At 43.5% G+C, this 11,957-nt stretch carries 13 protein-coding genes; 4 read left to right on the forward strand and 9 right to left on the reverse strand.

Annotated features, from left to right (window positions below):
- Positions 1-33 precede the first annotated feature (33 nt).
- A complete protein-coding gene (psaK, locus tag AACX33_RS02380; RefSeq protein ID WP_194002140.1) occupies positions 34-285 on the reverse strand; it encodes a photosystem I reaction center subunit PsaK in 252 nt (83 codons plus the stop codon).
- Between the two features lie 124 nt (positions 286-409).
- Between psaK and AACX33_RS02385 the strand changes: the two genes are divergently transcribed.
- The gene (locus AACX33_RS02385) at positions 410-1,048 is read left to right on the forward strand and encodes a phosphoribosylanthranilate isomerase (protein ID WP_194002142.1); all 639 of its coding nucleotides are present in this window, start codon (positions 410-412) and stop codon (positions 1,046-1,048) included.
- A gap of 137 nt (positions 1,049-1,185) precedes the next feature.
- On the opposite strand, the gene folE is transcribed toward AACX33_RS02385, so the two are convergent.
- From folE to AACX33_RS02410, 5 genes are all read right to left on the reverse strand, one after another.
- Positions 1,186-1,893 (reverse strand): GTP cyclohydrolase I FolE, encoded by a 708-nt coding sequence (gene folE, locus AACX33_RS02390; RefSeq protein ID WP_194002144.1) that lies wholly within the window; start codon positions 1,891-1,893, stop codon positions 1,186-1,188.
- A gap of 111 nt (positions 1,894-2,004) precedes the next feature.
- A complete protein-coding gene (locus AACX33_RS02395) occupies positions 2,005-2,727 on the reverse strand; it encodes an SDR family oxidoreductase (RefSeq protein ID WP_194002147.1) in 723 nt (240 codons plus the stop codon).
- A 373-nt stretch (positions 2,728-3,100) separates the two neighbouring features.
- Complete coding sequence (locus AACX33_RS02400; protein ID WP_194002149.1) at positions 3,101-4,081, reverse strand: acetyl-CoA carboxylase carboxyltransferase subunit alpha; 981 nt, start codon at positions 4,079-4,081, stop codon at positions 3,101-3,103.
- 82 nt (positions 4,082-4,163) lie between these two features.
- Positions 4,164-5,201 (reverse strand): long-chain acyl-[acyl-carrier-protein] reductase, encoded by a 1,038-nt coding sequence (locus tag AACX33_RS02405; protein WP_194002151.1) that lies wholly within the window; start codon positions 5,199-5,201, stop codon positions 4,164-4,166.
- Positions 5,202-5,509: 308 nt separating this feature from the next.
- Positions 5,510-6,205, reverse strand: a complete 696-nt coding sequence (locus AACX33_RS02410) for an aldehyde oxygenase (deformylating) (protein WP_194002153.1) — start codon at positions 6,203-6,205, stop codon at positions 5,510-5,512.
- Positions 6,206-6,381: 176 nt separating this feature from the next.
- On the opposite strand from AACX33_RS02410, the gene AACX33_RS02415 reads away from it, so the two are divergent.
- The 3 genes from AACX33_RS02415 (at position 6,382) to AACX33_RS02425 (ending at position 8,828) form a co-directional block, all read left to right on the forward strand.
- On the forward strand, positions 6,382-7,209 hold the full coding sequence (locus tag AACX33_RS02415) for a carbohydrate ABC transporter permease (RefSeq protein ID WP_194002155.1): 828 nt from the start codon (positions 6,382-6,384) through the stop codon (positions 7,207-7,209).
- Positions 7,210-7,443: 234 nt separating this feature from the next.
- Positions 7,444-7,962 (forward strand): pentapeptide repeat-containing protein, encoded by a 519-nt coding sequence (locus tag AACX33_RS02420; protein WP_194002157.1) that lies wholly within the window; start codon positions 7,444-7,446, stop codon positions 7,960-7,962.
- 365 nt (positions 7,963-8,327) lie between these two features.
- On the forward strand, positions 8,328-8,828 hold the full coding sequence (locus tag AACX33_RS02425) for a pentapeptide repeat-containing protein (RefSeq protein WP_194002159.1): 501 nt from the start codon (positions 8,328-8,330) through the stop codon (positions 8,826-8,828).
- 242 nt (positions 8,829-9,070) lie between these two features.
- On the opposite strand, the gene AACX33_RS02430 is transcribed toward AACX33_RS02425, so the two are convergent.
- From AACX33_RS02430 to AACX33_RS02440, 3 genes are all read right to left on the reverse strand, one after another.
- Complete coding sequence (locus tag AACX33_RS02430; protein ID WP_194002161.1) at positions 9,071-10,102, reverse strand: hypothetical protein; 1,032 nt, start codon at positions 10,100-10,102, stop codon at positions 9,071-9,073.
- Positions 10,103-10,274: 172 nt separating this feature from the next.
- Complete coding sequence (locus AACX33_RS02435; protein WP_194002163.1) at positions 10,275-10,751, reverse strand: tetratricopeptide repeat protein; 477 nt, start codon at positions 10,749-10,751, stop codon at positions 10,275-10,277.
- A gap of 4 nt (positions 10,752-10,755) precedes the next feature.
- A complete protein-coding gene (locus tag AACX33_RS02440) occupies positions 10,756-11,694 on the reverse strand; it encodes a homogentisate phytyltransferase (RefSeq protein WP_194002165.1) in 939 nt (312 codons plus the stop codon).
- Between the last annotated feature and the right edge of the window lie 263 nt (positions 11,695-11,957).

The following is an 11,957-nucleotide window of genomic DNA, read 5'->3' on the forward strand; positions in this document are numbered from 1 at the left end:
CGCCTCTTCTCCCCACTCCCTAACTTCTCAAATCTACAGACGACCGATATTAGTCAGCCCTAAGACAATACCAATGCCGATCACATGACCGAACGCCATCGCACCGATAAAGGCGGGAATGCTGATGGGCAGGATAGGCAACTTGGGGCCTACTTGAGGATACTGAATTTTGAGAGTTAGCAAAAGAATGACAAAGCTGCTGGCGCTAATAATGATCCCTACTGTGGGAGTCCATTCGGGTGTTACAGGAACAGATGCGGCGGCTAGTAAGGTTGATAAAAACAAACTGGTATCTCCTAAATGACAAAATTAATGTAGTCCTCCAAAATTATAAAGTTCCACAGTAAACAACCGAAAATTATTCCTGAATTTTCGACCTTTTTTTAAGTTACCAATATCTAAAATTTATATGCGGGTTAAAATTTGCGGCATTACTCAACCAAAACAGTCTGTAGCGATCGCCAATCTGGGCGCAACTGCACTAGGATTTATTTGTGTCCCGACCTCACCCCGTTACGTTACCTCAGAGCAAATTCGGGCTGCCGTGGCGCAATTACCGTCAAATATTGACAAAATCGGTGTTTTTGCCAATACGAGTATTCCTGAAATTAGCCAGATAGTTATGGATTCTGGATTGACTGGTGTCCAGTTACATGGAGACGAATCTCCAGAATTTTGCTCACTGTTACGTCAAAGTCTCCCAAATGTAGAAATTCTTAAAGCTTTGAGAGTTCGTAGTGTTGAGAATCTTGATCAAGCCTCTAATTATACTAAATACATAGATACATTACTACTGGATGCTTATCATCCCCAACAGTTGGGAGGTACAGGTCACACTCTAGACTGGCAGATGTTAGAAAAGTTTAAACCCAGTTGTCCTTGGTTATTAGCTGGGGGACTAACGCCAGATAATGTAGTGACTGCCTTAAATCAAGTTAAACCTGACGGGATTGATTTATCTAGCGGTGTGGAAATTAAGCCCGGTGATAAGGATTTAGATAAAGTAGCACTGCTATTTGAGAATTTAGGTTGTCGGTTGAGGGACTGACAATAAAAAATTTCCAAATTGTAGGGTGGGTTAGGACCCTAGTCCGTAACCCACCATTATCCTGAAGTTTATGGTGGGTTACGCTGCGCTAACCCACCCTACTGGCTCACCATTCCCCATTCCCCATTCCCCACTCCCTAGTAAAATGACGGTTGGTGACGAATCAAGTTAAAGAATTCTTCACGAGTTTTTTGATCTTCTTGAAATGCACCAACCATTGCGCTGGTAACAGTCCAAGAACCAGGCTTTTGCACACCGCGCATTGCCATGCACATATGGGTAGCTTCCATCACCACTGCCACCCCTTGAGGTTCGAGAATGGTTTGGATGGCTTCGGCTATTTGACGGGTGAGTCTTTCTTGGACTTGGAGGCGGCGAGAATACATCTCGACAATGCGGGCAAGTTTACTTAACCCTACAACTTTTTGGTTGGGGATATAAGCAACGTGTGCTTTACCCATAAAAGGCAGCATATGGTGTTCGCAGAGGCTAAAAAAGTTAATATCTCGGACTAATACCATCTCGTTATGTCCTTCATCGAAGATGGCATCGTTTAGGAGTTCTTCTAGAGATTGGTTGTAGCCACTGGTGAGAAACTGCATGGCTTCTGCTACGCGCTTGGGTGTTTTCAGCAGTCCTTCTCTTTCGGGGTCTTCTCCTACTCCTACTATTAGCGCTCTGACTCCATCCATCATTGACTCCATTTCTTCCCCTGTCGGTGGGTGCAAGTTGGGTTGTCGTCCGTTGTGGGTGTTACGGTCGGGTTTGGGAGTGATGGCTTCTACTAAATCGGGGCTTAGGGGAGATTTCGAGCGATTGGAACCGTTGGGACTCGCAATAGTCATGATGTGATTACTTGGTTATGGTGGGAATTTTGAGATGGATTGATTTCTAATCTTAATTTCACGCAGAGGCGTAGTTAGCTGACAGCTTTCCCGCAGGGTGGCGCACCAGAGTTAAAGAGCGCCAGCACTGGGCATTAGGGTCAATTCGTCTATGACGGCTTGCTGTGGTAGTAAGGCTGTGTAGAGAATTGATTGGGCAACAACTTCTGCCGTTAACATTTTGGAACGGTCAAAATCGGACTGGACGGTTTCTGTGTCCCACAGTTCGGTATTCACAGCACCAGGACAAATGGCTGTGACACGAATGCCGTGGGCGCGTTCTTCTTGTGCTAAGGTTTGCGAAAGTGCCATAAGACCTGCTTTGCTGACGCTGTATGCTCCCCAACCGGGAAAGGGTTGCTTGGCGGCAATTGAGGCGACGTTAATTATTGTGCCTGTGTGGCGATCGCGCATTCCGGGTAAAATTCCCATCATGCACTGAAATACACTGGTGAGGTTCAAGTTGATTACTTGCTGCCAATCTTCTAAGGGGGTTTCACTGAGGTTGGCTGTGTATGCTATACCCGCATTATTTACCAAGATATCTATGCCCCCAAAGTCAAGGGCGATCGCCTCTATTTCTGCTTTTACTTGAGTTACATTCGCAAGATCAACAGCGTAAGCTTTGGCTACTACTCCCGTATGCCTAGCTGCTTCTGCTACTGTCTCCAACTTATCCAAAGAACGGCTGACTAAGGCGACATCAATTCCCGCCTTGGCAAATACTAAAGCCGTTGCTTTGCCAATTCCACTACTGGCCCCAGTAATTAGGGCGCGTCGTTGCTCAAGACTCATGCTGTCTCCAATTTTTTTGGCAGTTTTTAAAGCTTTTTTCCACCAGCCAATTATCCAAATCTTGCGGATTGGTTAAATTTAACTAACCTGAATTTCCGATGATTTCTGGTTGATAACTAACTACTAATTTTTTCCGTCAGCGTGGGTATTTTTTCCCGTCAGGTGTTTTCCCAGTCAGGATAACAAATGTTTAACTGGGAAATTATGTCATAGATTCAAATGTGATTACTGAATAACAGGCAAATCACTGATCAAATTAAGTTGATTTGCTTAAAATACAAAAACCTATGGCTGTTGAGATTGTTAAAAATCTTTAAGTAGCCATAGGCATTATAACATTGCTGATGAGTAAAGGGGTTATTTTCTCTGAGTATCAGTGGGCAAGTTCAGTAAAAACACCAATTTTGCGGAATTTTTCATAGCGCAGTTGCCGACGTTCTGGAGATGTTAAGCGGTTGAGTTCGTCTAAGTTTTCTAACAAGCTCTGCTTGAGAGTTGTAGCGGCTTTCAGAGGATCAGAATGAGCGCCACCAATGGGTTCAGATAATATTTCGTCGATGATGCCCAAGTTTTTCAGGTCGTGGGAAATGATTTTGAGAGCCACAGCTGCTTGAGGAGATTTGCTAGAATCTTTCCACAGAATGGCGGCACAGGCTTCGGGGGTAGCAACGGTATAAACGGCGTGTTCAAACATCATGAGGCGATCGCCTACGCCAATACCTAAAGCACCACCAGAACCACCTTCGCCGATGACTGTGCAGATAATTGGCACATCAAAGCAAAACATTTCCCGTAAATTATAGGCGATCGCTTCCCCTTGACCTTGGTGTTCGGCTTCAATACCTGCCCAAGCGCCGGGAGTGTCGATAAAGGTGATAATCGGCATCCCAAACTTGTTGGCGTGTTCCATCAAGCGCAGGGCTTTGCGGTAACCACCAGGGGAAGCCATCCCGAAGTTACGGGCAACATTATCCTTGGTGTCGCGGCCTTTTTGATGACCTAACATTACCACTGGCTGCCCGCCCAAACGACCTACACCTCCAACTAAGGCAGGATCGTCACCACCGCAGCGATCGCCATGCAACTCCATCCATTCATCACTAATGGCCTGAATGTAATCAAGAGTACTAGGGCGACGAGGATGACGAGCTACTTGCAGACGCTGAGACGGTGATAAATTACTGAAAATTTCCTCTCGTAGTTGCATAGCCCGTGTTTCTAGTTTGCGAATTTCGCCAGAAACATCAACGCCATTTTCTTCTGCAAGTTGCCGAATCTGATCAATTCGGTTTGCCAGTTCTGCTAGTGGCTTTTCAAAATCTAACAGTAGTGGTTTGCGCTCGGTAGTTGCCATCGTACAAGTTAAGAGTGTTGAGTGTGGAGTTATTTAAGGTGGGGATGTAGGGCATGGACTATGGGCTGTGATTTACTTGTCTTTAGTTAACGACTAAGGACTCAACTAGCAGTGGTCTAAATCCGTGCTTTATTGATGCTTGACCAATCTGCTCCATTTTGTCTACGGTAATCTGATTCCGCCCCCAAGAAAAGTTCGTGTATAACTTCTCAAATTCCAGCAGCATCGATTCGGCAAAACAAGCAAACAACTGGCGTGCTGGCACATCCATATTGACTATTTTCATAATTTTCCAGTCAATATCTAGGGAATGTTCGACAATCCCACCATTTAGCACATGAATACCAGGATATTGAATTTTAGTCGCTAAGTTTTTCGGATAGCCACCATCAATGAGCAAACAAGGGCGCTTCAAAACTTGAAAATCAATTTCCATGCCTTTGGGCATACTAGCAACCCAAACGACAATATCAGCTTCAGGTAGTGCTTCATCCAAAGCCATGATTTTTCCTCGCCCCAGTTCGTCTTGTAGGTCTTTGAGACGTTCATTGTTGCGGGCGATGAGCAAAAGTTCCTTGACATCTGTTCTGGCATCTAGCCAGCGTGTAATGGCACTGCCAATATCTCCAGTTGCGCCACATATAGCAACAGTCGCTTTCGACAAATCAATTCCTATTTGTTTCGACGCTTGTTCCACTTGCCGACAAATAATGTAAGCAGTGTGAGTATTCCCGGTGGTGAAGCGTTCAAACTCTAGTTTGATGTTGCGGACTTGGCTAAACTGCTCCAATTTAAAGTTCTCAAAAATAATTGAGGAAAATCCTCCTAAAGCAGTGATATTGATGCCATGCTTTTGAGCATGAGCCATAGCGTTGAGAATTTTGCGTATTGCTGTCTTTGCATGGCGTTTCGCGAGCATTTCCGGCAAAAAACAAGATTCTACATACCGTCCTTCAATTGTCTGCCCAGTCACACTGGTAACTGTGATTTCATCAACAATTTGCGGCGGGGCGCTGCACCAAAAATCTAGCCCTTGATCGGCATATTCTGGGTAACCCAATTCTTTGGCTACCGATTGAGCGTGTTCTAAACTAGTCAAATGTCCAATTAGACCAAACATGTATTGATGTATTAGGCGTGTGCTTTGTCGAAAGCGTTGAATAAGTGGGCAAGAATTAAATACCAATTTGTAATTCGTAATTCGTAATTCGTAATTCGTAATTCGTAATTCGTAATTCAGAACATCCGACCTATCCTGGTTTCCCGGTTGGTATCTGTCGGATTATCGTTTCAAATTGATACTATTCTGAGAACGAGGAAACAAAGCGTAAGATGCATTAGGGTGAAGTCAGGCAATGCTCAATTTTTTGATGACTTAGCACTTCCTTGTACAGACGCGAGCAATCGCGTCTCTACTCAGCATTTAAATTAGGCAGCTGTGAGTCCGTAAGCTGACATTTTCATAATGTCTCTGGTAGTGAAGCCAATGTTATTCAATGTTTCACCGTATTGAATCATGAAGTCTTCTACCAAGGCTTCTTTTTCCATTGCTAAGACGTGAGCATCAGCTTCTACTTCGTTGAGCATTCTCCAAACAATGGGTAGGTTTTGGCGATTGGCTGCTTCTAATTCTGCTTTGGATTCAGCGAAGTGTTCTTTTAACCAAACTTCCCCAAAGTTGAGGTGACTGTATTCATCTTTTACGACTCCCTCTGTGATTTTACGGGCAAAATCATCGGCTACGGGAATGTAAATATTGTATGCTGCGATCGCAAAGCATTCAATAATCAAAGATTGAATCAGCAAGCAAGTCACTACTTGACCTTCAGCCGCCGCTTTTTGGAAATTTTCGTGTAGTCCAGAGAAAAACTTCTGAGCAAAGGGCATATCTGGTTGTACAGATAGATTCCGCCCACAAGCTTCAAAGCCCTTTTTGTGGCGACTTTCCATTTTCGATAAACGAATCAGTTCATCTTTAAGCTCTGGGAGCATTTCTCCCAATGTGATGTAATTATCATGAGCTTCCTGTTCGCCTTCAATGACGATCGCATTAATGCGACTGTAAGCATCTTTGTATTTTTCGCTCTGAAAATCAATTTTTAATTCGGCTGCAAGTTGTTGCATGGTGTGTTTACTCCTGTAAACTTGAATCATTTGATACAAAAATTCGATTTTCCCTGTTTATTAAGGGTAATGATCGCTATGGTTTAATTTAACTTAACAAGTCACTATGTTATAGATTAGCTTTTGCTGGGGGCAATGCTCTAGTAATAGAACACAAATGCTTTAACGCTCAACTCATGACCAAAACCAACTCGAATCTAAAATCTGCCAATTTCTTGAGATTAGGAGTGCTGGTATTGGGGGCATTTATTGTCCTATTACCATTGCTCGTGGTCTTTATCACCTCTTTTGCACCTCCAGGGGCTGTTTTAGAAGTTTCACCCAAAACTAACTGGTCTTTAGCTAATTACCGCGATGCTTGGGAGCGAGGTAAATTTTTACTCGCGTTTGCTAATTCTACCTTAGTCGCGATCGCTGTGACGGCTTTTCAAATGGTCACTTCTGCATTAGCTGGTTACGCCCTAGCCAGATTGAAGTTTCGCGGTAAACAAGCGCTGTTACTGGTTGTCTTGGCTACTTTGGTAATTCCCTTTCAATTATTGGTGATTCCCATCTTCCTAGTTTTAAAGTGGGGACACCTGATAAATACTTACGGGGCGCTGATTTTACCGACGGCTGTCAATGGCTTTGGGATTTTCTTGTTACGTCAGTATTTCCAGACAATTCCCGTAGAGTTGGAAGAAGCCGCAACCATCGATGGAGCGAACCGGCTGCAAATTCTGTGGCGAGTGATGTTACCTTTAGCACGTCCAGCCTTGGTGACGCTGTTTCTGTTTACCTTCATTGCTGAATGGAACGATTTGTTTAAGCCTTTGGTATTTACGACACGACCGGAATTAAGAACGGTGCAATTGGCTTTAGCAGAATTTCAAGAACAATTCACGAATAATTGGCCTCTAATGATGGCTGCTGTCACCATAGCGACGGTTCCAGTGATGGTGCTATTCCTTATCGGTCAGCGTCAGTTTATACGCGGTATAGCCGCCACAGGGATTAAGAATTGAGTTGAGCCACAGAGGAGGGAGGAATCACCCTCTTCTGTCACTCTCCGAAAACATTTGCAATTTCCCAATTCTCGAACTTTTGCATAGCAAGCGATTGGCTTCGCCAGTGGTGATTTGAGCTTCTGCTAGTTGTCCTGTGGGGAGCTTGGTGATTTGGAGGTTGATGTTGAAGGTGGGGTCGAATATATTTAGTGGCTTATATTTATATGTGTTGGTTAATGCCGAGGTGTATAGATGAGTATAACTGCTGAGGAATTGTTGCAGCGATACGCTGCCGGGGAGAGAGATTTTAGTGGGGTTGATTTGAGCGGAGTTAATTTGTCTGGTCTGAGGTTGGGTAATTTCAACTTGAGTAACGCCAACTTGAGAGGGGCTAATCTCAGGGGTGCGTATTTGGGAGATACTATTTTGGTCAGTGCTAATTTGGTTGAGACTGAACTGAGCGATGCCGACCTCAGGTATGTTAATCTTCTTAATGCCAACTTGGAAAATACTATCTTGGATGGCGCTCGACTGACCAATGTCAGCATGATTAACGCAAATTTGGAAGGAGCTAGTCTCAGAAATTCCGACCTGAGATGGGCATCCGTTGAGTATAGTAACTTTCGGAGGACTAGCTTGGAGGGTACTATTTGGGATGAAGCTGGCGTGTGGGAGGTCGATTTTACTGGAGCCAGTGGTGTCGAACCACAGGGCAAAGGGTGGTATAACGTCATTATGCCCAATGGTCAATTTGTCGAATCCACTTGGTAAAGCATTTGATAAAGTAGTGAGGAGACTGGAAGAAGATTGAATTTCGTTATCTGCTAATAGCGGTGCGTTGAGAGTAAAATCTACTCTTCTATCTTTGATAATTCTTTGAATGTGTTCAGGTACGTTTGAAAGAAAGTTATAGCCAGTTATTTCTTCAAGTTGGTCAACGCTGACTATATACTGCCTCCAATTCTGTGGTTGTGTAATTGTTAAGAAAGCAATTCCTCGTAGGTTGGGTTGAGGAACGAAACCCAACATTAATCAACTATAATTAACCATAAAAATATTTCTACATCATTAATATCTGCTCCAATTATTGATAATGTGATAAAGTTTAAAACAACATAATATTTTGTATTTGAGTTATGGATGTTGAAGAATTGTTGGAAAGGTACGCTGCTGGAGAGCGTAACTTTGCTGGGATTAACCTCAAGAAATCTAAGATACTCAAAAATGTTGACTTGAGAGGAATTAATTTGAGAGGCGTTGACCTGAGTAGCGTTCACATTGAAAGAAGTGACTTGAGTGGCGCTGACTTGTCCAGAGCTTCTATGGTTTCGAGTACTCTGATCGATGTCAATCTGAGCAAAGCCGATTTGGCTTATGCTAGTTTGTGTCGAGCTGATTGGTATGATGTTAACTTGAGTGAAGCCTATTTGGTCGGAGCTAATTTGACCAAAGCTGCTTTGAGGAATGCCAACTTGTTCTACACCAATCTGGAAGAAGCTATTTTGATTCGTACTAGCTTGAGGGGAGCTATCAATACGGAGGACGTATTCCGAATCCATGATGCCTTCATTTGGAACCTGCGGCTTCCTGATGGAACTATTGATGAAGGTCCACGGTTCGAGTTTCTGGAATACTGAGTTGTAGTGTGATCGCAATTCCTCGTAGGTTGGATTGAGGAACGAAAGCCAACATTAATCAACTATAATTAACCATAAAAATATTTCTACATCATCAATATCCGCTTCAATTATTGATAATTTGATAAAATTTAAACCAACATAATATTTTGATATTATTCACTTTAGCTGCACAACAGCTTATCCCTTGTAGAGACATTCAATGGAACGTCTCTACATTCTTTGTCGGAAATAACTAATAACTAATTCGTTTCCTGGATTTGTAGGCGGATTGTGTGTTCAGTACCGCCACTGAGTTGTAGTTCCATGATTTCACCACCCAGGGGTTCGATGCAAGTCAGGAGCGATCGCAAATTGGGTGTACTTGCACCAGTATCGACATATAAGCGGTCTGCTAAGTTACCGATGCGTTTCCAAGTCATGTATAACTTGGCAATGGTTTGTTCTATCTGTGAGGCTTGATTGACTAAATCGGCGGCGATACTTAGACATCCGATTCTTTGCGCTTCTTCTAACGCTGTTTCAATATCAATATCCGCCTGTGTCAATGCTTGGACTTGGGCGGCAGATTTGAGATATTTCGCTAAATGACGCGCCTCGGAAGTTGCCTGTTTGAGAGTATCAACATCAGGATTAGCCGAAATTTCAGTGTGAATCATCTTCTGGTGTGATTCTGGCAGTTTTTCCATTTCCTTCACCAGAGGGGCAATGTAGCGCGAGGGAAGGGAGTTGTCGGCTGCTTTTACCTTGACGGATTCTGGTAGTAACTCCGAAGACATGGCTGTCCATTCGTCGGTGAGTTGGCGCACTTCTCGCCTGGTAATCTGGTCGCCTTTTTGCGCCGCTTCACTCACCATCTGTTGGACTTCTGGGACAGCTTTCGAGGTTTCAATAAATGCCCGTTTGCTAAAGTTATTCACTGACGTGGGGTCAAGTTTTCCTTCTTCCAGGAGGGTATCAGCGCTATTGGCTAGTTGAATCCAGGCGTAAGCTTGACTTTTACTAATTTCGTGTTCTTTGAGCCATCTGAGGAATCCTGTCCCTCGTCCGTCACCACCTCTTTTTTCGCGATCGCGGATAGCCCGTAAGATGCGCCCCCGCCAGATTTCAGTTTGCAGGTCAAAGCGATCGCATACCTGCCATGCTACATCCAGTTGTTCTTGAAAATCTGACTCTAAAATCTCTTCATCTTCTGGATCTGGAAGTTCAAAGCTGAGGTCGGCTGGTTGTTGCAAAGCCGCAGCCAAGTCGTTAATAGATTCGGTATCTTGCACAATTGATAGCTAAACTAGTGTATGCGATTGCCTTCGGCACTGCGCGTAGTGCAATCGGCTCATTATTGCATATTTTTGTAACACATGAAACCTCACCCCAACCCTCTCCTTAGTAAGGAGAGGGAGCAGGAAAATCTAATTTTTTTCTGTCCTAGATGAATGCTAGATAAATTTAGGCTTGATTGCCAGATTTAGCGGTAATTTTAGCTAACAGATGACTGACTTTTGCCGCTCTTTCAGGTTGTCGCTGTTTTTGCAATAAAGCTTTGGCTTGTTCTAGATTATCTTTGGCTTTCTCTGGCTGATTTTCTGCTATGAAAAAATTTGCTAGACGCAGGTAGGCATCAGGGTTTTTCGGACTGCTGCTAATTACTTCCTGGTATAATTCTGTTGCTCCTTTGACGTTGCCTTGTTCTTTTAAAATATCTCCTAATAACAAGCGAACTACGTCATTAGTAGAGTTGATAGAAATTACCTTGCGAAAAGCGGCTTCAGCACCTGGATAGTCTTTTTGTTCGTAAAGTTTTACCCCTTTTTGGAAATAATTTGAAGTCACCAAAGTTTTCCAAGAAAAATAACCGAGAATCGTCATAGCGATCACAACTGGGACTATGGCAAAAATATCAGTTGTTTTAAAAGTTTCTAACATAGATTTAGGCTAAAAGACAGGCGATGGGGAACATAATATATTCGAGGTAAAAGAGTTTCCAAATAAATTGGTAAAAATCAGCGATCGCACTTTTATCTTCCAAGTCCACTGATAAACTTCGCATCCACATCCCAGCCAGCACGACTAGATGAGTAATCACTAAAAATACTGGGTTAATGTCAGCAAAGCGCAGCACACCGACAAAAGTGATTCCCAAATAGCAAACAGTTAGCACCCACAGCGCTAAATTAAATATTGCTTGTGGGCCAAGTTGGATGGTGAAAGTAGTGATATTGTAAAGGCGATCGCCTTCTATGTCGGGGATATCTTTAAAAATGGCGATCGCAAAAGTAAACACCAAAACAAATATTGTCAGTACCCAAACCGCAGGCGGAATGGCGGGAGTTTCTCCTAATGCCCAATTAAAGTGCAAAAATAGCCCCAAATTTACAATAGTTCCCCGCACGGAAAAAATACACAGTGCCGCCCAAAAGGGAAATCGCTTTAAGCGAATCGGGGGTAAAGAATAAGCCGTACCAATAGCCAAACTCGAAGCCACCAAACCCAACAAAAAAGGCCCCGTTAGCCAAGCCACAGCCAGCGCCAAAACGCCCATCGTGATGACAATTAATTGCCCTTGCTTCTGCGAAAATTCCCCTGATGCTAGAGGTAAATGAGGTTTATTAATCTTGTCAATCTCAACATCTTCTAGTTGATTCAACCCCACAATGTAAACATTGCCACATAAACAGGCAATCCAAGCACCCAGAACTGAAATCAGTTGCACACTAGAAAAACCAGTCGAAGCGATCGCAACAGCAATTAAATACAAGCCCCACACACTCAAACTAGTGCCAATAATCGTATGCGGGCGGGAAAACTTCCAAAAAGCATAAAGCCAATTACCTTGAAAATTAGAAGACTGACCAGAAATTTGACTCATAAAAATTGTAGATGAAGGACTGGGGAGTGGGGAGAAGAGGCAGGGGAGCGGGGAGCAGGGAGCAAGGGGGAGTGAAGAGGCAGGAAAGCGGGGAGCAGAGAGCAAGGGGGAGTGAGAAATTACTTTAAACTTCCGGTTACTTAGGTGATTTCTAGAATAAAAACTACCACACAAAATCGTTCCATCGTGAGGTAGCAAGGCTGTTTGCCCTTTTAAATCGGTAAAGTTATTTTGAGAAATCACCTTAAGAATCGTTCCTCTTC

The organism is Nodularia sp. LEGE 04288 (genome assembly GCF_963896525.1).
Classification (GTDB): Bacteria; Cyanobacteriota; Cyanobacteriia; order Cyanobacteriales; family Nostocaceae; genus Nodularia.

What these genes read in the sequence shown, in the direction of transcription:
- AACX33_RS02385 (WP_194002142.1), top strand. Translation starts at nt 410, where the DNA reads ATGCGGGTTAAAATTTGCGGCATTACTCAACCAAAACAGTCTGTAGCG.
- folE (WP_194002144.1), bottom strand. Translation starts at nt 1,893, where the DNA reads ATGACTATTGCGAGTCCCAACGGTTCCAATCGCTCGAAATCTCCCCTA.
- AACX33_RS02395 (WP_194002147.1), bottom strand. Translation starts at nt 2,727, where the DNA reads ATGAGTCTTGAGCAACGACGCGCCCTAATTACTGGGGCCAGTAGTGGA.
- AACX33_RS02400 (WP_194002149.1), bottom strand. Translation starts at nt 4,081, where the DNA reads ATGGCAACTACCGAGCGCAAACCACTACTGTTAGATTTTGAAAAGCCA.
- AACX33_RS02405 (WP_194002151.1), bottom strand. Translation starts at nt 5,201, where the DNA reads ATGTTTGGTCTAATTGGACATTTGACTAGTTTAGAACACGCTCAATCG.
- AACX33_RS02410 (WP_194002153.1), bottom strand. Translation starts at nt 6,205, where the DNA reads ATGCAACAACTTGCAGCCGAATTAAAAATTGATTTTCAGAGCGAAAAA.
- AACX33_RS02415 (WP_194002155.1), top strand. Translation starts at nt 6,382, where the DNA reads ATGACCAAAACCAACTCGAATCTAAAATCTGCCAATTTCTTGAGATTA.
- AACX33_RS02420 (WP_194002157.1), top strand. Translation starts at nt 7,444, where the DNA reads ATGAGTATAACTGCTGAGGAATTGTTGCAGCGATACGCTGCCGGGGAG.
- AACX33_RS02425 (WP_194002159.1), top strand. Translation starts at nt 8,328, where the DNA reads ATGGATGTTGAAGAATTGTTGGAAAGGTACGCTGCTGGAGAGCGTAAC.
- AACX33_RS02435 (WP_194002163.1), bottom strand. Translation starts at nt 10,751, where the DNA reads ATGTTAGAAACTTTTAAAACAACTGATATTTTTGCCATAGTCCCAGTT.
- AACX33_RS02440 (WP_194002165.1), bottom strand. Translation starts at nt 11,694, where the DNA reads ATGAGTCAAATTTCTGGTCAGTCTTCTAATTTTCAAGGTAATTGGCTT.